We start from the raw sequence: 22050 nt of genomic DNA on the forward strand, positions 1-22050 counted from the left end.
GCCGTCTTTTTAGGAGTAAACCTCATTATATGGCTACGAGCTTGTTGGTATGCGTTACTTCTTACTATTACGTCCACCGCTCCTGAAAGACAACCCTACGTTGCCGATGAATCGACTATTTATAGGGTACGAGTTTGTTTTCTAACTGGGTTTCAGTAATTTTGCGTCCTGATTTATAAAGGTGCCGTTTTGGCGAACTCATCGGCCCCTTCCCGCTGTTTTAGAATTACATAACTTTCCGTATAACAAGCTAATGGCTCGCGATTTAAATTTCACGAGAAACATCGGTATCGCTGCCCACATTGATGCGGGTAAAACGACCACAACCGAACGCATTCTCTATTACGCCGGGGTAAGCCACAAGATTGGTGAAGTTCACGACGGTGCTGCTACCATGGACTGGATGGAGCAGGAGCAGGAGCGAGGGATTACGATCACCTCGGCCGCTACGACTGTTGACTGGACCTACCGGGATCAAAAGTATCACATCAACATCATCGACACGCCGGGCCACGTTGACTTCACTGTAGAGGTGAACCGTTCGCTGCGCGTACTTGATGGTCTGGTGTTCCTGTTCAGCGCCGTTGATGGTGTCGAACCTCAGTCAGAAACTAACTGGCGTCTGGCTAACAACTACAACGTAGCTCGCCTGGGCTTCGTAAATAAGATGGACCGTTCGGGCGCCGACTTCCTGAACGTATGCCGTCAGGTAAAAGAGATGCTCGGTTCGTATGCTGTGCCTCTTCAGTTGCCAATCGGTGAAGAAGATAACTTTAAAGGTGTAGTTGACTTGGTTAACTTCCGGGGTATCGTCTGGAATGAGACCGACAAAGGCATGACCTTTACAGAGGTGCCTATCCCGGACGATATGATCGACGAAGCTACCGAGTGGCGCGAGAAACTGCTCGAAGCTGTTGCTGAATTCGACGATAGCCTGATGGAGAAGTATTTCGATGATCCAAACTCGATCACCGAAGACGAAATTCTGGCGGCTTTGCGTAAAGCAACGATTGCGATGAAGATCGTTCCGATGCTTTGCGGATCGTCTTTCAAGAACAAAGGTGTTCAAACCATGCTCGATTACGTAATGGCCCTGCTGCCATCGCCGATGGACAAGGAGAACATCAAAGGTACTAATCCCAACACGGGTGAAGAAATCTCGCGTAAGCCGTCGTCAAGTGAGCCGTTCTCGGCCCTGGCATTTAAGATTGCTACCGACCCGTACGTAGGCCGTCTGTGCTTCGTTCGTTCGTACTCGGGCGTACTGGAGTCGGGTTCGTATATCCTGAACAATCGTTCGGGTAATAAGGAGCGGATTTCGCGGATTTTCCAGATGCACGCGAACAAGCAAAACCAGATCGAGCGTCTGGAGGCTGGCGACATCGGTGCCGTTGTTGGTTTCAAAGACATCAAAACCGGTGATACCCTGTCTGATGAAAAGAACCCGATTGTTCTGGAATCAATGGTATTCCCGGATCCGGTTATTGGTTACGCCATTGAGCCGAAGAAATCAGCCGACCAGGACAACTTCTCGAAAGCCATTGGTAAACTAATCGAAGAAGATCCAACCCTGAAGGTTGAATCGAACGAAGAAACTGGCCAGACCATTATTCGTGGTATGGGTGAGCTTCACCTTGAAATTATCATTGATCGGATGCGTCGTGAATTCAAAGTGGAAGTAAACCAGGGCGCCCCGCAAGTAGCATACAAAGAGAAGCTGACCAAGAGCACTGAGCACCGCGAGGTTTACAAGAAGCAGACGGGTGGCCGCGGTAAATTCGCCGACATCGTGTTTGAACTTGGACCCCGTGATGACGACAAGACCGAAGGTCTGCAGTTTGACAATGCTATTGTTGGTGGTGTGATTCCTCGCGAATTCATTCCAGCCGTACAAAAAGGCTTTGAAGAATCGCTGAAAAACGGTCCGCTGGCTGGCTTCCCGCTGGAAGGCATGAAAGTTCGTTTGTTCCACGGTTCGTACCACGACGTTGACTCCGATTCGCTCTCATTCGAAATGGCAGCACGTCTTGGCTTCCGTGAAGCGGCTCGTCAGGCTGGCCCGAAACTGCTCGAACCAATCATGGCTGTTGAAGTTCTTACACCTGAAGAATACACCGGTCCGATTACGGGTGACTTAAACCGGCGTCGGGGTGTAATGAAAGGTATGGATACCAAAGCTGGTTCACAGGTGATCAAGGCCGACGTGCCTCTATCGGAACTGTTCGGTTACGTAACGGATCTGCGTACAATGTCGTCGGGTCGCGCTACGGCCAACCTGACATTCTCGCACTACGAGTTCGTGCCGCAGAACATAGCCGATACGGTTGTTGCTAAAGAAAAAGGAACGGTGAAGGCCTAAGCCTTTCAGATATTGGGCAGTCGGTCAACATTGGCCTGCTGCCCATTTTTTGTGCTGTCGGAGTAAATGGTTCTTTCGGCAGTACTGATTTTAAACATCTAACGAACCACAACACAATGAGCCAAAAAATTCGCATTAAGCTGAAGTCATTCGACCACATGCTGGTTGATAAATCAGCTGAGAAAATCGTGAAAGCGGTTAAGTCGACAGGTGCTGTCGTTAGCGGTCCAATCCCTCTGCCGACCGACAAAGAAATCTATACGGTACTGCGGTCGCCCCACGTCAATAAAAAGGCGCGGGAGCAGTTCCAGCTCTGCACGTACAAGCGTCTGGTAGATATCTATAGCAGCAGCGCGAAAACGGTTGACGCTCTGATGAAGCTTGAATTGCCAAGCGGTGTTGACGTAGAGATTAAAGTTTAAGTTAGTATTTATGCGATTTTTACGAAAAGTTTGGGCAATGCCCAAACTTTTCGTATTTTTGCACTCCCAAACTCGGAGTACGAATCACAACATACGAGGGTGAAGGTCCGCCACTGGTGGAAACCACATCTGACTTTTTGCAAACAAGCCTTATTAGTTGAGGTATTGTATGCCATGAAAGGTCAGGTGCAGCGCGCCCGGCCTTTTTTTATATTGTTCTAGGCCCTGATTGCTAAGCAGATACTAGGATTCATTTAATTATCTGCTTACCTTTGCGGCCCGATTCAGAAGGTCTGAGTTCGGGAGAGTACCTAAATTTTACCTGCTTACTTTAAACAAACACAAATGTCTGGTTTAATTGGCAAGAAAATCGGGATGACCAGCGTGTACAATGCGGACGGGCAGGCTCTGGCATGTACAGTAATTGAAACGGGTCCCTGTGTCGTAACTCACGTTCGTAGCGTCGATAAAGACGGCTACGCGGCTGTGCAGCTGGGTTTCGGCGAGAAAAAAGAAAAGCACACCAACAAGCCGGAGTTAGGCCACTTCAAGAAAGCTGGTACTACGCCTAAGCGTAAACTTGTCGAGTTCAAAGAATTCGAAAAAGAGTTTAACCTTGGCGAAACGCTCACGGTAGCCGATGTATTCGCCGAAGAAGATTTCGTCGATGTTGTCGGAACGGCCAAAGGGCGCGGTTTCCAGGGCGTTGTGAAGCGCCATGGATTTGGCGGGGTTGGCGGTCAAACGCACGGCCAGCACAACCGGGGGCGTCACCCAGGTTCGATTGGTGCCTGTTCGTTCCCTTCGCGGGTGTTCAAAGGCCTGCGCATGGCAGGACGTATGGGCGGTAACCGCGTAAAGGTTCAGAACCTGCGCGTATTGCGTGTCATGCCTGAGCAGAACCTGCTCGTTGTTAGTGGTTCGATTCCAGGAGCCAAAAATTCATACGTTATTATTGAGAAATAGGCCATGGAAGTAATCGTATATAACAGCAAAGGCGAGGATACTGGCAAGAAGGTAACGTTGCCGGAAGAGGTTTTCGGTATTGAGCCGAACCAACACGCGATTTATCTCGACGTGAAACAATACCTGGCTAATCAACGCCAGGGAACGCACAAAGCGAAAGAGCGGGCTGAAAATGCTCACTCGACCCGCAAACTGAAGAAGCAGAAAGGAACAGGCGGTGCCCGCGCCGGTAGTGCCAAGTCACCAGTGTTTGTTGGTGGTGGTACCATTTTTGGACCGCGTCCCCGCGACTATAGCTTCAAACTGAACAAAAAAGTAAAAGCTCTGGCTCGTCAGTCAGCTTATGCCGTAAAAGCAAAGGCTAACAACATTTCGGTTATCGACAATATCACGCTCGAGGCACCCCGCACGAAGGATTATATTCAGTTCCTGAACGATCTGAACGTAGCAGGTCGTAAAACGCTGCTGATCCTGCCGGACGTGAACACGAACGTCATCCTGTCGAGTCGGAACGTGCAAAAGGCAAAAGTAACGACGGCTTCGCAGGTCAATACCTATGACCTGATGAATGCTGACCAACTGCTGATTAGCGAAGAAGCTTTGTCAACCATCCAAACGCTGTTCGACAAGTAAAAATCATGAACGTACTGAAACGACCAATCGTCACTGAAAAGATGACGGGCCTGAACAAGCAGGGGAAGTATGCTTTTGAGGTCGAACTGAAAGCGAACAAACTCGAGATCATCAAAGCCGTCGAGAAAATGTATGGCGTTAATGTCGAGTCTGTACAAACGATGCGGTCGCTGGGCAAAAAGCGCAGCAAAAACATCAATGGACGTGTTGTAACGGGTAAGACCCCTACTACCAAGAAAGCAATCGTTACGGTTGGAGAAGGCGAAGTAATTGATATTTACGCTGATCTGTAAACCGAGCGTTGCTCTACCAATCAATCAGTCATGGGAGTTAAAAAAATGAGACCAGTTACGCCAGGAACACGCTTTCGTGTGGCTCCTGATTTTGCGGAACTGACAGCATCCAAGCCGGAAAAGAGCCTGCTGGAGCCCCTGAAGAGAACCGGTGGCCGGAATAATGAAGGTCACCGCACTATGCGCTACATTGGTGGAGGTCACAAGCGGCACTACCGCATTATTGACTTCAAGCGCGATAAAGTCGGCCAGCCTGCCGAAGTTTTGACTGTAGAATACGATCCTAACCGTTCTGCCCGCATCTCGCTGGTGCAATATGCTGACGGTGAGAAACGCTACATCATTGCTCCACAAGGAATCACCGTAGGCCAGACGATCCAGTCAGGCGAAGGTGCAACACCTGACGTGGGTAACGCGTTGCCACTGGCACTGATGCCAATCGGTACCATCGTTCACAATATTGAGCTGACGCCCGGCAAAGGGGGGGCAATGGCCCGTTCGGCTGGTACGTACGCTCAGTTAGTCGGCCGTGAAGACAAGTATGCTATTCTGCGTCTGCCTTCTGGGGAGACCCGCCGGGTACTAAGCGCTGGTATGGCAACGGTTGGTTCGGTTTCGAACCCCGATCACATGAACGTTGTGGTTGGTAAAGCCGGTCGTAACCGCTGGTTAGGTATCCGCCCCCGCACACGGGCTGTTGTAATGAACCCCGTCGATCACCCGATGGGTGGTGGTGAAGGCCGGGCTTCCGGTGGTCACCCACGCTCGCGTAACGGCCAGTTCGCTAAAGGTCAGAAGACCCGTAAGAAGAACAAGGCATCGAACAGCATGATCATTAGCCGACGCAAAAAGTAACAGATAATAATGGCACGTTCACTTAAAAAAGGCCCATATATTGACTTCCGTCTGGACAATAAAGTTCAGGCGCAGAACGAATCGGGTAAGAAATCGGTCATCAAAACCTGGTCGCGTCGTTCGATGATTTCGCCAGATTTCGTAGGCCACACGTTCGCTGTGCATAACGGCAATAAGTTCATACCCGTTTACGTCACCGAAAACATGGTAGGCCATAAGCTCGGCGAATTCTCACCGACGCGCAACTTCCGGGGGCACACCGCAAAGAAAGACAAGGGCAAACGATAAACTAGTTTGGTGTCTGGGGAGTAAGCCTCAGATAACCAGCTTCAAACTCAAATGGAAGCAGTAGCAAGACTTAGAGATGTGCCCACGTCACCCCGTAAGATGCGGTTGATTGCCGACCTAATTCGCGGTCAGCGTGTTAGCCGGGCGTTGGGCCTATTGAAATACCAGCCACAGGCAGGTGCTGCAATTTTGCAGAAAGTGCTGTTGTCGGCGGTTGCCAACTGGCAGCAGAAAAACGAGGACGAGCGGATTGAAGACGCCGACCTTTACGTAAAAACAATCTTTGTGGATGGCGGTCCGATGCTGAAACGGCTTCGTCCGGCTCCTCAGGGTCGTGGTCACCGGATTCGGAAGCGGTCTAACCATATTACCATTGTAGTTGACAGCGCAGTTCAATCCGTATTGACGAAGGCAGAAGCAGAAACCCCAGAAAACGAACAATAAGAAATGGGACAAAAGATAAATCCAGTTGGCCTACGACTTGGCATTGTTCGGGGCTGGGAATCAAGCTGGTACGGCGGTAAAGAGTTTTCGGATAAACTCGTTGAAGACGAGAAAATCCGCAAATACATAGCTGCCCGTATTCCGAAAGGTGCAATCGCGCGGGTCGTTATTGAACGTACCCTGAAACGCGTCACCCTGACCATCCACACTGCCCGCCCGGGTATCGTGATTGGTAAAGGTGGTGGCGAGGTCGACAAGATCAAAGAAGAGCTGAAGAAGATCACGGGCAAAGATGTCCAGATCAACATCTTCGAAATCAAGCGCCCAGAAATTGATGCGAAACTTGTAGGTGAAGCCATCGCTCAGCAACTACAGGCTCGTATTTCGTTCCGTCGTGCTATGAAGCAGGCTATTCAGTCAGCAATGCGCGTAGGGGCACAGGGTATCAAAGTAAAAGTATCGGGTCGTCTGGGTGGTGCTGAAATTGCCCGTTCAGAGCAGTATAAAGAAGGTCGCGTACCCCTTCATACGCTTCGTGCCGATATTGATTACGCTATCTCGGAAGCACAGACTGTCTATGGTAAAATCGGCATTAAAGTGTGGATTTTCAAAGGCGAAGTTTACGGCAAACGGGATCTTTCTCCGGCAGCAATGATGAGCCAGGCACAAGCTGGCGAGCGGGCTGCGGGTGCTACCGACCGGGGCGACCGTCGTGGCCCACGTGGCGATCGTGAAGGAAACGACCGGAGCGGCCGTGGCCGTGGCGAGCGGGGCGGTAATGATCGCGGTGGCAACAACCGGGGCGGTGGCCAAGGTGGCAACCGGGGTGGTGGCAACAACCGGGGCGGTGGCCAGGGTGGCAACCGTGGCGGTGGAGCACCAAGACGATAATCTTAACGGCTAAAAGCCCGACATACAAACAAAGGCCATGTTACAGCCAAAAAGAACTAAATTCCGTAAGCAGCATAAAGGACGGATTCCCGGGATTGCATCACGTGGTCACGAAATCGCCTTCGGTACGTTTGGTATTAAATCGCTGGAACCGGGTCGGATCACCGCCCGCCAGATTGAAGCCGCTCGTATTTCTGTAACGCGGGCTATGAAACGCGAAGGCCAGGTCTGGATTCGCATTTTCCCCGACAAGCCGATTACCAAGAAGCCGGCAGAAGTTCGGATGGGTAAAGGTAAAGGTGCTCCCGAATACTGGGTCGCCGTAGTAAAACCCGGCACGATTATGTTCGAAGCAACGGGCGTCCCTCTCGAAACGGGTATGGAAGCTCTACGACTGGCAGCTCAAAAGTTGCCGGTTCGGACCAAGTTCGTGGTTCGGCGTGATTATCAGGAGCAAGGTGACGAATAAATCCCTAAGCGACGAACAAGATGAAAAAAGAAGATTTGAGAGGATTGTCGGTTGAGGACTTACGTACCGAAATCGGTGCGGAACGGGACCGCCTGCTGAAACTGAAGTTTGCCCATGCGGTATCTCCTATTGAGAATCCCATGCGCATTCGCGAGAGCCGCAAACGAATTGCTCGCTTGAATACGGAACTGACAGCTAAATCGCGGCAAGCCTAATAAGATACGACGATGGAAGAGCAACAAGCACCAGCACCGCAGGCGGAAGAGCAAACCCCGGCGGTCGCAGCAACACAACAGCCGCAGGCAGCCACTAAACAGTCGGCTCTGCAGCGGAACGCACGGAAGGAGCGCGTCGGCAAGGTGACCAGCAATAAAATGCAGAAGACGATCACAGTATCCATTGATCGTAAAGTAAAGCACCCCCTGTACGGCAAATTCCAGCATAAAACAAAGAAGCTGACAGTTCACGACGAAAATAACGAGTGCAACATTGGCGACACCGTTCGCGTAATGGAAACTCGGCCGTTGAGCAAGAACAAACGTTGGCGTTTAGTCGAAATCATCGAAAAAGCGAAGTAAGCCATGGTACAGCAAGAATCGAGATTAGGTGTAGCCGATAACAGTGGTGCTAAAGAGGTACTGGTTATTCGCGTCCTGGGCGGTACGGGCAAGCGGTACGCGTCGGTCGGTGACAAGATTGTCGTCACGGTAAAGCAGGCCCTATCGTCCAGTAGTATGAAAAAAGGAACGGTATCGAAAGCCGTTGTTGTTCGGACTAAGAAAGAAGTACGTCGGAAAGACGGTTCTTATATTCGTTTCGAGGACAACGCAGCTGTTCTGCTGAACAACAACGATGAGCCACGGGGTACCCGGATTTTTGGGCCAGTCGCCCGGGAATTGCGCGAGAAGCAGTTTATGAAAATCGTATCGTTAGCACCGGAAGTACTGTAAGCAATGGAAAAGAAAGTAACGCTGCCGAAACACAAGTTCCATATCAAGACGGGCGATACGGTCGTCGTGATTGGTGGAAACTCAAAAGGTCAGCGCGGGGTTGTGAAAGAAGTAATCGTGGAAAAAGATCGCGCCCGGGTAGAGGGTGTTGCCATGATCACAAAGCACATGAAGCCAACAGCTTCAAACCCGCAGGGTAGCCTGGAAAAAACGGAAGGTTCAATTCATATCAGCAATCTGAAATTAGTTGATCCTGCCACTGGCGAACCCACCCGCACGGGCCGTAAATTGAATGATAAGGGTAAGCTGCAACGGTATTCGAAAAAGACCGGCAACTTTATTCCTGACGTCCGTAAATAATAAAGGTCTAAGAAAATGGCAACGCCAAGACTGAAAGAAAAATATTTGAACGAGGTCGTGCCTCAGTTGAAAGACCGGTTTCAGTACAAGTCGGTTATGCAGGTACCGCGTCTGAGCAAGATTGTCATCAATAAAGGTATCGGTGCCGCCGTCGCTGATAAAAAGCTGGTTGATGTAGGCGTCGAAGAATTAACGACAATCACGGGTCAGAAAGCTATTCCGACGCTGTCGAAAAAGGCAGTGTCTAACTTCAAGCTTCGGGAGAAAATGCCGATTGGTGCGAAGGTGACTCTGCGCGGAGAACGGATGTATGAATTCCTTGACCGGCTGACAACGGTATCGCTGCCGCGGGTTCGGGACTTTAAAGGCGTTAATGACAAAGGGTTTGATGGTCGCGGCAACTACACATTTGGTGTGCAGGAGCAAATCATTTTCCCTGAGATCAGCATTGATAAAGTAGCGCGTATTTCGGGTATGGACATCACATTTGTAACGACTGCCCAGTCTGATAACGAGAGCTACGAACTGTTGAAAGCAATGGGAATGCCGTTTGCAAACACGGGCAAGAAATAATAACCGACATGGCAAAAGAATCAATTAAAGCACGGGAGCGGAAACGTGAAGCGCTTGTAGCCAAGTATGCTGCGAAGCGGGCTGCGCTGAAAGCCGCCGGCGATTATATCGGCCTCGATAAACTGCCTAAAAACGCATCACCCGTTCGCTTGCATAACCGTTGCAAGCTGACAGGCCGCCCACGGGGCTATATGCGTAAATTTGGTATCTCGCGGGTAACGTTCCGGGAGATGGCGTCAGCAGGTAAAATTCCAGGCGTAACAAAGGCAAGCTGGTAGTTTCCAGACCCTTTTTCATTTGTAATTCAGTTTCCGTAATTTTGCGAACTTTCTTGGAAACAGGGGTTTGCAAGTAACGCAACGCTAAGAATGAATACAGATCCAATAGCAGATTTTTTGACTCGCGTCAGAAACGCTATCCGGGCTAAGCACCGGGTTGTGGAGATCCCTGCTTCCAATATTAAGAAAGAGATTACCAAAGTGTTGTACGACAAAGGGTACATCCAGAACTATAAGTTCGACGATAGCACCCCGCAGGGCATCATTAAAATTGCTCTAAAGTATAACCCAACAACGAAGCAATCAGCCATCGTTGATCTGCAACGTATCAGTCGGCCTGGTCTGCGTCAGTACCGGGGTGCTGATCACCTGCCGCGTATTTACAACGGTCTGGGTGTTGCCATCATTTCTACCTCGAAAGGTGTAATGACGGACAAAGAAGCGAAGACACTGAACGTCGGTGGTGAGGTATTGTGCTACGTATATTAAACCGAACTGAACGATGTCACGCATAGGTAAGAAACCCATCACCCTGCCCAGCAACGTAACGTTGTCCGTCGACGACCAGAATGTTATTACGGTGAAAGGGCCAAAAGGCACCCTGACCCAGACGGTTGATCCGGATATTTTGGTAGCTGTTGAAGATGGTCAGATTCAGGTAACGCGTCCCACGGAGCAAAAGCGTCATAAAGCGCTGCATGGCCTTTACCGTTCGTTGGTTAACAACATGGTAATGGGCGTAAGCGAAGGCTTTAAACTTGATCTTGAGGTAATCGGGGTTGGTTATAAAGCGTCTGTTGCTAATAACATTCTTGAACTGCAGCTCGGCTACTCGCACAATGTGTACGTTGCCGTTCCGTCGGAAATTAAAGTAACAGCCGTTACTGAAAAAGGTCAGAATCCGAAAGTTTATCTGGAGGGGTCAGACAAACAGCTTCTTGGCGATGTAGCAGCTAAAATTCGTTCGCTACGTAAAGTTGAGCCGTATAAAGGCAAAGGTATCCGTTTTGTTGGTGAGCAGGTTCGCCGGAAAGCTGGTAAGTCTTCGTCTAAAAAATAAAGTCGTTGGAATGTCATTGACCGTCTTTAAGTGGTTTACTACTGATGACGGTCGATGGCCACAATGGCAGTCAATGACAATTTAAACGCCTATTTGGTCGGAATCAAATAACATGGCAACGAATAAACAAGAAAGAAGACAGCGGATTAAGTTTGGCATTCGGGCAAAAGTGTCTGGAACGGCCGAACGCCCTCGTCTGTCGGTATTTCGCTCAAACAAAGCGATCTACGCCCAGCTCATCGACGACGTAGCGGGTAATACACTGGCTGCTGCATCATCAGTTGAGATGAAGAGCGAATTAGAAGGCAACACGGTTGAAACGGCGAAAAAAGTCGGGCAGCGGTTAGCCGAGAAAGCTAAAGCCAAGAACATTGACTCTGTCGTGTTCGACCGTAATGGCTATCTGTACCACGGTAAAGTAAAAGCACTGGCCGATGCAGCCCGCGAGGGTGGCCTTAAGTTCTAAACAATGAACACGAACGCAGCAAGACCGACAAAATTTAACGAAGCCGACCTGAAAGAAAAGGTGGTGGCCATCAACCGCGTAGCGAAGGTGGTAAAAGGTGGTCGCCGGTTCAGTTTCTCGGCCATTGTCGTCGTCGGCGACGGTAACGGTGTCGTAGGATACGGACTTGGAAAAGCAAATGAAGTAACTGACGCTATTGCAAAAGGAGTAGAAGACGCCAAGAAAAACCTGGTGCAGATTCCGCTGCTGAAGCGCACGGTTCCCCACGAAATGGAAGGTAAATTCAGCGGTGGCTTTGTTCTGCTGAAGCCAGCAGCTCCGGGTACGGGCCTAATTGCCGGTGGTGCTATGAGGGCCGTTCTTGAATCGGCTGGCATACACGATATCCTGGCGAAATCCAAGGGCTCATCGAACCCTCACAACGTAGTAAAAGCAACGCTTGATGCGTTACTGAAAATGCGTTTACCTCATCAGGTTGCTTTTCAGCGGCAGATCAGCGTAGCGAAAGTATTCAACGGTTAATTAACAGGAGCAACAGACATGGCACGAGTACGTATCACGCAGGTCAGAAGCACCATTGACCGTCCGCAAGTACAAAAGAATGCAATCAAGTCGTTAGGCTTGGGCAAAATCAACCGCAGTGTCGAGGTTGAATACACCGACGCAATGAAAGGTGCTATTGCAAAAGTGCAGCATTTAGTAAAGGTTGAAGAAATTTAAGTATCTTTGCGATTCTTTTGGCCTTCTGACCGCCGTAAAAAATATTTATGGCTGTTTTGAGGGGCCAAAAGAATCATCTTTTTAACTATACAGCAATGAATTTAAGCAACCTTAGACCGGCAAAAGGTTCCGTCAGAGAGCGCAAGCGAGTCGGACGCGGGCAAGGCTCTGGTATGGGCGGTACGTCCACCCGGGGTCACAAAGGAGCGCAGTCGCGTTCCGGTTACAGCCGCAAGACCCACTTTGAGGGTGGTCAGATGCCGCTGCAGCGTCGAGTACCGAAATTCGGTTTCAAGAACATCAACCGCGTCGAGTACAAACCTCTCAACTTGGATTCTATCCAGGCTTTAGTTGATGAAACGAAAGCTACGGTGGTAGATATGGACTTTATGCTCCAGCATGGCCTGGTCAGCAAGAAAGACCTTGTAAAAGTTTTGAGTCGGGGTGAATTAACGTCTGCCGTTGAAATTCACGCCCATGCTTTCTCAACCAGTGCGAAAGAAGCCATTGAGAAAGCCGGTGGTAAGGCAATTGTGCCTACCCGGGAAGCGAAAGAGGAATCAGCGAACTAATCGTGTGAGCGCGGCATTAGCCGACCTACTTGTATGAACCGACTCATCACCACGTTTAAAAATATTTTTGCAATTGACGAGTTGCGGAGTCGAATCCTCAACACGCTGTTGTTTATTACGGCGTTTCGTCTTGGTTCGGCTATTGTGCTACCGGGCGTTGATCCTAACAAGCTAAACCTGAATCCGCAGGGGCTGCTTGGTCTGTTAGACACCTTTCTGGGTGGTGCATTCAGCAAAGCGTCAATTTTTGCATTAGGCATCATGCCGTACATTTCGGCATCGATTGCTATTCAGCTGCTTACACTCGCTTTGCCTTACTTCCAGAAAATGCAGAAGGAAGGTGAGTCGGGTCGGAAACGGTTAAATCAGATCACGCGGGTACTTACCATTGGGGTAACAGCTGTACAGGCGATTACGTATATCCGTACGACAATTCCACAGGAGGCATTGCTAATTGATCGGGGCCTGTTTACGGTTTCTTCACTGTTTATCCTGACGTCGGGTACCATCTTTTGTATGTGGCTCGGCGAACGGATTACGGATAAAGGCATCGGTAATGGTATTTCCATGATCATTATGATCGGGATTGTATCACGGCTACCAGGCGCTATTTATGGTGAAGCTCTATCACGCGGTACATCACAGATTCTGGTTTTTGTTCTGGAGTTAGTAGCGCTCTATTTTGTAGTTATGGGTGCTGTTGTGCTGACGCAGGCGGTTCGTCGGATTCCGATTCAGTACGCAAAGCAGGTTATTGGTAATAAAGTAGTAGGCGGTCAACGGCAGTATCTGCCGCTCAAGTTAAACGCTGCTGGCGTAATGCCGATCATCTTCGCTCAGGCCCTGATGTTTATTCCGACGTATCTGGCAGGGCTTTTTGCTGAAAAAAGTGATTTTGCCGCTAGTGTTCAGAACGCTTTTCAAAGCTATACGACCTGGCAGTATAATCTGCTGTTTGCCCTGCTGATCATCGTTTTCACGTTCTTCTACACAGCTATATCTGTCAATCCAACGCAGATTGCTGATGATATGAAGCGGAGTGGCGGGTTTATCCCGGGCGTAAAACCTGGTATTCAGACCTCTGAATACATTGGAACGGTATTAGACCGCATTACCTTACCCGGTGCTATTATGTTGGCTATCGTAGCCATACTACCAGCCATCGCGAACCTCTTGGGAATGACCAGTGGCTTTGCTCAGTTCTTCGGCGGTACATCACTGCTGATTATGGTTGGGGTGGTGCTGGATACGTTGCAACAGGTAGAAAGCTATTTGCTAATGCGTCGGTACGAAGGATTAATGAAGTCTGGTCGCGTACAGGGTCGAACCAACGAAACGGTAGCAGCCTAAGTAAAATGGCCGGTTCGGATAAAAAAGATAAGATGATTTTTATCAGGAGCGATGAAGAAATCGCCCTGATAAAAATCAGCGCGCAGTTGCTTGGAAAAGCTCATGCCGAAGTAGCAAAGTTAATTCGGCCCGGGGTTATGACTAAGGAACTTGATATAGTAGCCGAAACGTTTATTAAAGATAATGGTGGCTACCCATCTTTCTTAGGTTTTAATAAATTTCCGGCTTCTCTCTGTATCTCTGTTAATGATGTAGTTGTTCACGGTTTTCCAAGCCGTTATGAGCTTCGTGATGGGGATATAATCTCGGTGGACTGCGGGGTAAAGTTAAACGGTTATCATAGTGATAGCGCTTACACTTACCCGGTCGGCGAAGTAGCGCCGGCTGTACGTCGGTTACTAGCCCGGACCAAAGAGTCAGTTTACATCGGCGCTGAGAAAGCTGTTGATGGCAACCGGGTTGGTGATATTGGTTATGCCATTCAGACTTATACCGAAAAGTTTGGCTATTCAGTAGTTCGGGAACTGGTAGGTCATGGCGTTGGTCAGGATCTGCATGAAGCGCCTGAAGTGCCTAATTACGGTAAGCGGGGACAGGGTCCCAAGTTGCGGGAGGGTATGGTGCTGGCGATTGAGCCGATGATCAACTTCGGTAAGAAAGGCATTACGCAAGACCGCGACGGCTGGACAATCCGAACAGTTGACCGTAAACCGTCAGCGCACTTCGAGCATACAGTAGCTGTGCGAAAAGGTAAGGCTGAGATTCTGACAACCTTTGAATACATTGAGGCAGTCACCGCGAACACGAGCCTGATGGTTGACACACAAGAACTGATGGCCGCATAAAGCGAACATGGCAAAGCAGAATTCTATAGAACAAGACGGTGTGATTTTGGAGGCATTATCGAATGCAATGTTTCGGGTCGAGTTGGCCAACAAGCATGAGGTTATTGCTCACATCTCTGGCAAAATGCGGATGAACTACATCAAAATTTTGCCCGGAGATCGCGTAAAGTTGGAGATGTCGCCTTATGATTTAAGTAAGGCGCGGATTGTGTATCGGTATAAATAAGTTCGTTTGCCTGTTCATTGGTGAATACAGTTTAATCGCAGTAAACCGTAAATAGGTAGTCAGACAACTAAACAAGATGAAGGTTAAAGCGTCGATTAAAAAGCGCAGCGAAGACTGCATTGTGATCCGTCGGAAAGGGAAACTGTACGTGATCAACAAAAAGAATCCCCGTTACAAACAAAGACAAGGCTAAGCATGGCACGTATTGCAGGTGTTGATATTCCGGACAAGAAGCGTGGTGAAATTGCGCTGACATACATCTACGGCATTGGTCGTAGCCGGGCTAAAAAAATTCTGACCGACGCTGGTATCAGTGTTGATAAGAAAGCCAGTGAATGGTCAGACGATGAAGCCAGCGCAGTGCGTAACGCTATCTCGAACGAATACAAGGTAGAAGGCCAATTGCGTTCGGAAGTTCAGTTAAGCATCAAGCGGTTAATGGACATCGGTTGCTACCGGGGTCTGCGTCACCGGAAAGGGTTGCCTGTTCGTGGACAGCATACCAAAAACAACTCCCGTACCCGGAAAGGTAAGCGGAAGACTGTGGCTAACAAGAAGAAAGTCACCAAGTAATTAGTTTGAAGTTCATAGCTGTTGTGAAACAGCTATGAACGTAAGGAACCAACAACAATGGCTCAAGCAAAACGCAAAGACAAAGCGAAAAAGCGGGTGGTAGTCGTTGAACCCGTCGGTCAGGTACACATCCGGGCTACGTTCAACAACATCATCATTTCGATCACGAACATGAACGGTCAGGTTATTTCCTGGGCGTCGGCTGGTAAGATGGGCTTCCGTGGCTCCAAGAAAAACACGCCGTACGCTGCACAGACTGCCGCTCAGAACTGTGCTGCCGTAGCCCACGATCTGGGTATGCGTAAAGCCGAGGTATTCGTGAAAGGTCCGGGATCAGGTCGTGAATCGGCTATCCGTACCATTCAGAACTCGGGCATCGAAGTGACTACGATCCGTGACATTACCCCGCTGCCGCACAATGGGTGCCGGCCGCCAAAGCGTCGTCGCGTATAATCTACGGATGGCATGAATAGGGCCAGGCGACATTTGGTTGTGTCTGTCCGATGTTTCACAATTATTCATTCATTGAAGAATGGCACGTTATATTGGGCCAAAAGCCAAAATTTCGCGCAAGTTCGGTGAGCCAATTCTTGGCCCCAGCAAAGCGCTTCAGAAAAAGAATTATGGACCGGGTATGCACGGTCGGGGCCGCAAGCGTAAGCAATCTGAATATGCGCTCCAACTGCTGGAAAAGCAGAAAGTAAAGTATACGTATGGCATTCTGGAACGCCAGTTCCGGGCCTTATTCCACCGGGCACAGGTTCGTGAAGGTATCACGGGTGAAAATCTGCTGAAGTTATGCGAAGCCCGGCTGGACAATACTGTTTACCGGTTAGGCATTGCTTCGTCGCGTCGAGCCGCCCGCCAGTTGGTGTCGCACAAGCACATTATTGTGGATGGCGAAGTCGTGAACATTCCTTCTTATTCACTGAAGCCAGGCCAGTTGATTGGCGTTCGTGAAAAGTCGAAGTCGCTCGAGGCAATTGCGTCAAGTCTGTCGGCCCGAAATACCAAGCGGTACAACTGGGTTGAATGGGACGGTCAGCAGATGACGGGTAAGTTTATCAGCTATCCTGAGCGCGACCAGATTCCTGAGAACTTCAACGAACAGGCCATCGTCGAATTGTATTCGAAGTAATCGAGCTGGCAGAACTCACCTGGGTTCTGCCGCCTTTACTATATATAGTTTGGCTGCCGTTTATCAGTTATTTGACGACGCAATAAGTAGCCAAATGATTTGTAAATGGATAACCAAACAGCATTTGAGTCTTCACGTCAAGGCAGAGAACTGCTGTAAAACAATACGAAACGTATGTCAATTTTAGCGTTCCAAATGCCCGACAAAGTCGTCGTGGAGAAAGCCGACGACTTTCACGGGGTATTTGAATTCAAACCCCTTGAAAAAGGATACGGTGTAACAATCGGTAATGCGCTTCGGCGAATACTGCTGTCATCGCTGGAAGGGTACGCCATCACAAGCGTGAAGTTCCCCGGTGTGTTACACGAGTTCTCATCCATCGAGGGCGTAGTTGAAGACGTGACGGAGATCATCCTGAATCTGAAAATGGTTCGGTTCAAGAAGATCAACGACATGGTTGATAACAAGATTACGGTCAACATTAAGAAACAGTCTGTTCTTAAGGCCGGAGATATATCTAAGTTCTCGCCGTCGTTCGAGGTGCTGAATCCTGAGCTGGAAATCTGCCACATCGATGATACGCGGGATCTGGAAATGGAGATTTTTGTGGAGAAAGGCCGGGGCTATGTTCCGGCTGATGAACCACGGGCGAACGAACTGCCTTTTGGACATATTCCGATCGACGCCATTTATACGCCGATTAAGAATGTGAAATATAGCGTAGAGAACACACGGGTTGAACAAAAGACCGACTATGAACGGCTGCTGCTGGATATCGAAACTGATGGTTCGATTCATCCGGAAGAAGCTCTGAAAGGAGCGGCCTACATTCTGATTCAGCACTTTATGCTGTTCTCTGATCAGACTATGACCTTCGAAACGGCTAAGCCGGAGGAGGAGAATGTTGTTGATGAGGAAGTACTGCATATGCGGAAACTTCTCAAAACATCACTGGCTGATCTTGACTTATCTGTTCGGGCTTACAACTGTTTGAAATCAGCTGACGTCCGGACCCTAGGGGACCTTGTTCGGCTGGAGATTTCAGATATGATGAAGTTCCGCAACTTTGGTAAGAAGTCGCTGACGGAGTTAGAGCAATTAGTTGCTGAAAAGAACCTGACGTTCGGTATGGACGTTGCAAAGTACAGATTAGACGAAGATTAGTCGCCATTCGACTGAGCGGGTCAGTTGGGAAATTCGCCTGCCGGTTTTGAATACATAAAACAATGAGACACGGTAAAAAAGATAACCACCTAAGCCGGACGCACACGCACCGCGAAGCGATGTTGCAGAACATGGCGTCGTCGCTCATCCTGCACAAGCGGATCGAAACGACAGTAGCGAAGGCGAAAGAGCTTCGTAAATTTGTGGAGCCAATCCTGACGCGGGCAAAAGACGACACCTTCCAGAATCGTCGGGTGGTGTTCCAGACACTGCACAATAAGGAGACGATGAAGGAACTGTTCGGAACAGTAGCCGATAAGATCGCTAACCGTCCGGGCGGGTACACGCGTATCATTAAGCTGGGCAATCGGCAGGGTGATAATGCAGAAACCTGTCTGATCGAACTTGTTGATTTCAATGAAGTGCTGCTGGCAGCCGCTGCTGAAAAAGCTACGGCTACGACCAAGACTCGTCGGAGCCGCCGGGGTAGTGGTGCGCGCCAAACGACTGGAGCCGCTGCGACTGAGGAAACTGTACCAGCAGCTGCTACGGCTGCTGAGGCACCAGAGGCTGAAACCGCAGTAGAAGAAGCACCGGAAGCTGCGGTAACCGAGACGCCTTCTGATGAAGCGCCTGCAACGCCTGAAGCATCTGCTGACGAAGAAACGAAGCAGAGCTAATGCTGAAGTTGTTTTTCATAAAAAATTGGGGTTAACCGTTAAGGGTTAGCCCTTTTTTTTAATCTTTTCCTTATAACGCATCCATGAAACATACGCAGCAACCCGAAGCCCTGCTGGTTTTACAGGACGGTTCGGTGTTCCGGGGTCTGGCGCTCGGCAAAAAAGGTACAGCCGGGGGTGAAATTTGCTTTAACACCGGCATGACCGGCTATCAGGAAATTTATACGGATCCGTCGTACTACGGACAGGTAATCATCAATACTACCTCGCACATTGGTAACTACGGTGTGCTGAACAACGCCGAGCAGGAGTCAAATGGAGTGAAAATTCGGGGGATGGTTTGCAATTTCTTCTCGAATATCCATTCACGGTATACGGCTGATGGCTCACTTCAGGATTATTTTGAACGGGCCAATATTGTCGGTATTCACGGAATTGATACTCGTCAACTGGTGCGCTACATTCGTTCGAAAGGCGTAATGAACTGCATTATTTCTTCGGAGATTCTTGATCCAGCAGCATTACTGGCCGAACTGCACAAGGTGCCCGATATGGAAGGGCTGGAGTTGTCTTCGGAAGTTTGTACTCAGGAAGCTTATGAGCAGGGTGATCCGGAAGCGAAGCTGCGGGTAGCTGTGCTGGATTTAGGCGTAAAACGGAGTATTCTGAGCAATTTCAATGAACGCGGAGTATTCTGTAAGGTCTTTCCTGCTAAAACGCCGTATGAAAATTTGGCTGCCTGGAAACCGAACGGCTATTTCATTGCTAACGGTCCCGGCGACCCGGCCGCTATGCCCTATGCTGTTGAGACGGTTAAGCAGGCCTTAGATGAAGATAAACCTCTGTTCGGTATTTGCCTGGGCCACCAGATATTATCGCTTGCCAGTGGCATCTCGACCTATAAAATGCACAACGGCCATCGGGGCCTAAACCACCCGGTTAAGAATTTGATTACGGGTCACTGCGAAGTAACTTCTCAGAATCACGGCTTTGCCGTAAAAGCGGAGGAGGTTATGGATCATGCTAATGTGGAATTGACGCACATTAACCTCAATGATAAAACAATTGAGGGTATCCGACGTAAGGATAAACCTGCTTTTTCGGTGCAGTACCACCCGGAATCGTCGCCCGGACCGCACGATTCACGGTATCTGTTCGATGAGTTTGTGAAGATGATGAAGGAATAAAGTAAATCAGCCTGGCAAGATAATCTTGCCAGGCTGATTTACTTTACGTCTGCGTGGATTATCTGATTACTTTGATCGTACGGCTTTCCGTCAATGTATGAATCCGTAATAGATAAACACCGGTTGACTGGCGGTTAAGCGGAATACGTACTTTTTGTTCTGCGTCGGCCTGTTCAACTGTCTGGCTGATAATGCTCCGACCATCTGCGGTTGTTAGGGCAATCGTCAACGGTTTACCTGCAACCCCACGAATGGTAGCTTCGAGCTGATCGCCTATGACTGGATTTGCACCCATGTCGATACGTAGACCACTATTCTCCGCGATAAGCCGTGCTCCGCCTGTAAGTTTCGTTACGGCGTCAACAGCCGCTAGGGCATCAACAAGTCCATAGCCGGTGGCCTCATCAAATCCCTTGTCATTGCCATTCCCATTGTATGGGTTATTCATATCCACCGCTGTCTTTTGCATGACTTTACGAAGCGTCAGCGGATCAGGGCGGGTACCTTTCCAGGCTTCGAGCATCAGGGCTGCGGCTGCAGCTGCATTTGGCGCAGCCGCCGACGTACCAAAAAAGTTTGGCAGTGCATCGGCATCGCCTGACCAATCCGCATAGAAGAAGGATGTATTACCACCATCAGGAGCCGTAAAGTCTGGTTTACGGGTGTCTTTGGGCGATTGATACCGGTTCCCATTGTCATCGAATAAAAGGGGAGTTCCGCCCAGCGATGAAAAAGGCTCGATGATGGGCGGGTTTACACCGTATGCGGGTGTTTGCGTGAAGCGAGCCGCTCCTACCGAGTTAGCCCCTTCGGCGTTTGAGTGGCCAACAATCGTTGAAGCTCCTAAGCCGGGATAGTCCCCTGAATTGACAAATAACTCTGTTCCATAACTAATATACTTGATCAGTTTAGGAGCTGGCCCGGTATATAAACCAATTAGCAAAAAGACAAGCTGGGGCTGATCCGTCTCATTAGCGTAATACACAACTTCGAGAGGCTGACGGTTGGCAATGTTATTATATAGAGATGCCGACAATATGTTGCCGTTTGCATCAACCAAGAGCATATCCAGGTCGGACTGGACGTTGCCACCGTATGGGTCAGACCATTGCAACCAATCATACACGTACGCGCCTGGTGGAACAAGCAACGGCTGGAAAGGCTGCTGAACGTTAAACTTGTGCATGGTATAATCACCTAAGCCCGGAACCGACACTTTGGGGCCTGGAAAGAATGCGTGTTCGTAGGAATAGTCACTACTATTACCCGCGGACGAAAAATAGTGGATTCCTGCATCGCGAACCTGATTGACAGCCTGCGCTACGATGCCGTTCTGAAAATAAGGCTCGTCGAGATAATATACGTCATCGACAATAATGTCGCATCCCGCGTTTTTCAGGCGAATGATGTTCTGAGCAAATTCAGCCTCACCGTTGAAGGCGCTGGCAAACGCTAACGTAGCCGCCGGAGCTGCATCATGAATTAACTCCATCATAGCACGCCCTTCGTCTATACCATCAGTACCGAAGTACTCTTCAATGATTTCAACCGGGGTTGTATACCCGTTTGGGTTACCGGGGCCCGGCAGTTCGTCGTTCGCTACACCGGCAGCCGCGCCACCCAGGTTATTGTAGCTGTCTGAGAGCACGCCAATCTTGAGGCCTCTCCCGGTAAAACCCCGTAATTGCCGCACTAAATTTGACCGTAGCGCCGTATCGCACTGGCCAATGACCGGCATAGCAGCCGCTGCCAGCAGAGTAGGTTGGGATGCTACTAGACTGCGTAAACCAGTTAGTTGTCCGGCCGCCTTTAGCTGGCTAAGTGGCACATACGCCGAAACGGCCGTGTTGTATACGCCCGTCACATCAGCACCTAAGCTGCGTAGCTGATCCGCCACAAGATCAGCGTTTCCTTCGGCCGTAGCGGTCACTAACACTTTATTATCGCGAATTCGCAGAAGGCTTTTGCCATCTTTCTTGAATCGATCCGGCGACGCACCATCCGCTAACTGTTGTAGAATGCGATCCAGCTTAAGAGACCTGCTAACCGGTAATGTGCTGTTGTTTCCCAGACGCAAGTTTGTGATTGAGGGAGGCTGGATAGCCATATCTATCCTACGCTGAGCCTGGACGGGAAGGACACCGCCCATAATTGACGTTACCGCTAGTACGGCTAGTGTTAGCTTGCTAAGCGTGTTTTTAAAAAAGGAAAGTTTTAACATATTAATTGGATTAGTTGAAGGTTGAACTACTTAGTATAAAAGCTATTAGAAAGTTAACAAAAGATAA

33 protein-coding genes are annotated in these 22050 nt (G+C 49.4%); 32 read left to right on the forward strand and 1 reads right to left on the reverse strand.

The window, feature by feature from the left end:
* The first annotated feature begins 253 nt into the window (after nucleotides 1-253).
* The 32 genes from fusA (at nucleotide 254) to carA (ending at nucleotide 19762) form a co-directional block, all read left to right on the forward strand.
* Nucleotides 254-2359, forward strand: coding sequence for an elongation factor G (gene fusA / locus HNV11_RS00335; RefSeq protein WP_171737765.1), 2106 nt, complete (start codon nucleotides 254-256; stop codon nucleotides 2357-2359).
* A gap of 116 nt (nucleotides 2360-2475) precedes the next feature.
* Entirely contained in the window at nucleotides 2476-2781 is a 306-nt protein-coding gene (gene rpsJ / locus HNV11_RS00340; RefSeq protein ID WP_077134125.1) for a 30S ribosomal protein S10, read from the forward strand.
* Nucleotides 2782-3126: 345 nt separating this feature from the next.
* Nucleotides 3127-3747 carry a 50S ribosomal protein L3 gene (gene rplC, locus HNV11_RS00345; protein ID WP_171737766.1) on the forward strand — a complete coding sequence of 207 codons (621 nt, stop codon included), beginning with the start codon at nucleotides 3127-3129 and terminating at the stop codon, nucleotides 3745-3747.
* Nucleotides 3748-3750: 3 nt separating this feature from the next.
* Nucleotides 3751-4380, forward strand: a complete 630-nt coding sequence (rplD, locus tag HNV11_RS00350; protein WP_171737767.1) for a 50S ribosomal protein L4 — start codon at nucleotides 3751-3753, stop codon at nucleotides 4378-4380.
* A 5-nt stretch (nucleotides 4381-4385) separates the two neighbouring features.
* Nucleotides 4386-4673 carry a 50S ribosomal protein L23 gene (gene rplW / locus HNV11_RS00355; RefSeq protein ID WP_171737768.1) on the forward strand — a complete coding sequence of 96 codons (288 nt, stop codon included), beginning with the start codon at nucleotides 4386-4388 and terminating at the stop codon, nucleotides 4671-4673.
* A 30-nt stretch (nucleotides 4674-4703) separates the two neighbouring features.
* Nucleotides 4704-5528 carry a 50S ribosomal protein L2 gene (gene rplB, locus HNV11_RS00360; protein ID WP_171737769.1) on the forward strand — a complete coding sequence of 275 codons (825 nt, stop codon included), beginning with the start codon at nucleotides 4704-4706 and terminating at the stop codon, nucleotides 5526-5528.
* Nucleotides 5529-5537: 9 nt separating this feature from the next.
* Complete coding sequence (gene rpsS, locus HNV11_RS00365) at nucleotides 5538-5816, forward strand: 30S ribosomal protein S19 (RefSeq protein WP_020600951.1); 279 nt, start codon at nucleotides 5538-5540, stop codon at nucleotides 5814-5816.
* A 51-nt stretch (nucleotides 5817-5867) separates the two neighbouring features.
* Nucleotides 5868-6260, forward strand: a complete 393-nt coding sequence (rplV, locus tag HNV11_RS00370; RefSeq protein ID WP_171737770.1) for a 50S ribosomal protein L22 — start codon at nucleotides 5868-5870, stop codon at nucleotides 6258-6260.
* Between the two features lie 3 nt (nucleotides 6261-6263).
* Complete coding sequence (gene rpsC, locus HNV11_RS00375; RefSeq protein ID WP_171737771.1) at nucleotides 6264-7151, forward strand: 30S ribosomal protein S3; 888 nt, start codon at nucleotides 6264-6266, stop codon at nucleotides 7149-7151.
* 37 nt (nucleotides 7152-7188) lie between these two features.
* Nucleotides 7189-7620 (forward strand): 50S ribosomal protein L16, encoded by a 432-nt coding sequence (rplP, locus tag HNV11_RS00380; protein WP_171737772.1) that lies wholly within the window; start codon nucleotides 7189-7191, stop codon nucleotides 7618-7620.
* 20 nt (nucleotides 7621-7640) lie between these two features.
* On the forward strand, nucleotides 7641-7835 hold the full coding sequence (gene rpmC, locus HNV11_RS00385) for a 50S ribosomal protein L29 (protein ID WP_171737773.1): 195 nt from the start codon (nucleotides 7641-7643) through the stop codon (nucleotides 7833-7835).
* Between the two features lie 159 nt (nucleotides 7836-7994).
* Nucleotides 7995-8198 (forward strand): 30S ribosomal protein S17, encoded by a 204-nt coding sequence (rpsQ, locus tag HNV11_RS23870; protein ID WP_240163991.1) that lies wholly within the window; start codon nucleotides 7995-7997, stop codon nucleotides 8196-8198.
* 3 nt (nucleotides 8199-8201) lie between these two features.
* On the forward strand, nucleotides 8202-8570 hold the full coding sequence (rplN, locus tag HNV11_RS00395; RefSeq protein ID WP_018618706.1) for a 50S ribosomal protein L14: 369 nt from the start codon (nucleotides 8202-8204) through the stop codon (nucleotides 8568-8570).
* Between the two features lie 3 nt (nucleotides 8571-8573).
* Entirely contained in the window at nucleotides 8574-8930 is a 357-nt protein-coding gene (gene rplX, locus HNV11_RS00400; protein ID WP_171737775.1) for a 50S ribosomal protein L24, read from the forward strand.
* Nucleotides 8931-8945: 15 nt separating this feature from the next.
* Complete coding sequence (gene rplE, locus HNV11_RS00405; RefSeq protein ID WP_171737776.1) at nucleotides 8946-9503, forward strand: 50S ribosomal protein L5; 558 nt, start codon at nucleotides 8946-8948, stop codon at nucleotides 9501-9503.
* A gap of 8 nt (nucleotides 9504-9511) precedes the next feature.
* Complete coding sequence (rpsN, locus tag HNV11_RS00410; RefSeq protein ID WP_077919287.1) at nucleotides 9512-9781, forward strand: 30S ribosomal protein S14; 270 nt, start codon at nucleotides 9512-9514, stop codon at nucleotides 9779-9781.
* A 90-nt stretch (nucleotides 9782-9871) separates the two neighbouring features.
* The gene (gene rpsH, locus HNV11_RS00415; RefSeq protein ID WP_171737777.1) at nucleotides 9872-10270 is read left to right on the forward strand and encodes a 30S ribosomal protein S8; all 399 of its coding nucleotides are present in this window, start codon (nucleotides 9872-9874) and stop codon (nucleotides 10268-10270) included.
* Nucleotides 10271-10283: 13 nt separating this feature from the next.
* Nucleotides 10284-10841, forward strand: coding sequence for a 50S ribosomal protein L6 (rplF, locus tag HNV11_RS00420; protein ID WP_171737778.1), 558 nt, complete (start codon nucleotides 10284-10286; stop codon nucleotides 10839-10841).
* Nucleotides 10842-10953: 112 nt separating this feature from the next.
* The gene (gene rplR, locus HNV11_RS00425; protein WP_171737779.1) at nucleotides 10954-11307 is read left to right on the forward strand and encodes a 50S ribosomal protein L18; all 354 of its coding nucleotides are present in this window, start codon (nucleotides 10954-10956) and stop codon (nucleotides 11305-11307) included.
* A 3-nt stretch (nucleotides 11308-11310) separates the two neighbouring features.
* Nucleotides 11311-11829 (forward strand): 30S ribosomal protein S5, encoded by a 519-nt coding sequence (rpsE, locus tag HNV11_RS00430; RefSeq protein WP_171737780.1) that lies wholly within the window; start codon nucleotides 11311-11313, stop codon nucleotides 11827-11829.
* 18 nt (nucleotides 11830-11847) lie between these two features.
* Nucleotides 11848-12027 (forward strand): 50S ribosomal protein L30, encoded by a 180-nt coding sequence (gene rpmD / locus HNV11_RS00435; RefSeq protein ID WP_171737781.1) that lies wholly within the window; start codon nucleotides 11848-11850, stop codon nucleotides 12025-12027.
* A 95-nt stretch (nucleotides 12028-12122) separates the two neighbouring features.
* Complete coding sequence (gene rplO, locus HNV11_RS00440; protein WP_171737782.1) at nucleotides 12123-12599, forward strand: 50S ribosomal protein L15; 477 nt, start codon at nucleotides 12123-12125, stop codon at nucleotides 12597-12599.
* Between the two features lie 33 nt (nucleotides 12600-12632).
* On the forward strand, nucleotides 12633-13949 hold the full coding sequence (secY, locus tag HNV11_RS00445; protein WP_171737783.1) for a preprotein translocase subunit SecY: 1317 nt from the start codon (nucleotides 12633-12635) through the stop codon (nucleotides 13947-13949).
* 5 nt (nucleotides 13950-13954) lie between these two features.
* Complete coding sequence (gene map, locus HNV11_RS00450) at nucleotides 13955-14794, forward strand: type I methionyl aminopeptidase (RefSeq protein ID WP_394353870.1); 840 nt, start codon at nucleotides 13955-13957, stop codon at nucleotides 14792-14794.
* 7 nt (nucleotides 14795-14801) lie between these two features.
* Nucleotides 14802-15020: a translation initiation factor IF-1 gene (gene infA / locus HNV11_RS00455; RefSeq protein ID WP_009284801.1), complete on the forward strand. Its 219-nt coding sequence runs from the start codon at nucleotides 14802-14804 to the stop codon at nucleotides 15018-15020.
* Between the two features lie 76 nt (nucleotides 15021-15096).
* Entirely contained in the window at nucleotides 15097-15213 is a 117-nt protein-coding gene (ykgO, locus tag HNV11_RS00460; protein WP_009284800.1) for a type B 50S ribosomal protein L36, read from the forward strand.
* A 2-nt stretch (nucleotides 15214-15215) separates the two neighbouring features.
* Nucleotides 15216-15593, forward strand: a complete 378-nt coding sequence (rpsM, locus tag HNV11_RS00465) for a 30S ribosomal protein S13 (RefSeq protein ID WP_020603978.1) — start codon at nucleotides 15216-15218, stop codon at nucleotides 15591-15593.
* Nucleotides 15594-15650: 57 nt separating this feature from the next.
* On the forward strand, nucleotides 15651-16046 hold the full coding sequence (rpsK, locus tag HNV11_RS00470; protein ID WP_171737784.1) for a 30S ribosomal protein S11: 396 nt from the start codon (nucleotides 15651-15653) through the stop codon (nucleotides 16044-16046).
* Between the two features lie 79 nt (nucleotides 16047-16125).
* A complete protein-coding gene (gene rpsD, locus HNV11_RS00475) occupies nucleotides 16126-16731 on the forward strand; it encodes a 30S ribosomal protein S4 (RefSeq protein ID WP_171737785.1) in 606 nt (201 codons plus the stop codon).
* 174 nt (nucleotides 16732-16905) lie between these two features.
* On the forward strand, nucleotides 16906-17895 hold the full coding sequence (locus HNV11_RS00480) for a DNA-directed RNA polymerase subunit alpha (RefSeq protein WP_046577854.1): 990 nt from the start codon (nucleotides 16906-16908) through the stop codon (nucleotides 17893-17895).
* Nucleotides 17896-17957: 62 nt separating this feature from the next.
* Nucleotides 17958-18575: a 50S ribosomal protein L17 gene (gene rplQ, locus HNV11_RS00485; RefSeq protein WP_171737786.1), complete on the forward strand. Its 618-nt coding sequence runs from the start codon at nucleotides 17958-17960 to the stop codon at nucleotides 18573-18575.
* Between the two features lie 83 nt (nucleotides 18576-18658).
* A complete protein-coding gene (gene carA, locus HNV11_RS00490; protein WP_171737787.1) occupies nucleotides 18659-19762 on the forward strand; it encodes a glutamine-hydrolyzing carbamoyl-phosphate synthase small subunit in 1104 nt (367 codons plus the stop codon).
* A gap of 58 nt (nucleotides 19763-19820) precedes the next feature.
* On the opposite strand, the gene HNV11_RS00495 is transcribed toward carA, so the two are convergent.
* Nucleotides 19821-21839 (reverse strand): S8 family serine peptidase, encoded by a 2019-nt coding sequence (locus HNV11_RS00495; RefSeq protein WP_171737788.1) that lies wholly within the window; start codon nucleotides 21837-21839, stop codon nucleotides 19821-19823.
* Nucleotides 21840-22050: the final 211 nt, after the last annotated feature.

This window comes from Spirosoma taeanense, from assembly GCF_013127955.1.
In the GTDB taxonomy this organism is placed as follows: domain Bacteria; phylum Bacteroidota; class Bacteroidia; order Cytophagales; family Spirosomataceae; genus Spirosoma; species Spirosoma taeanense.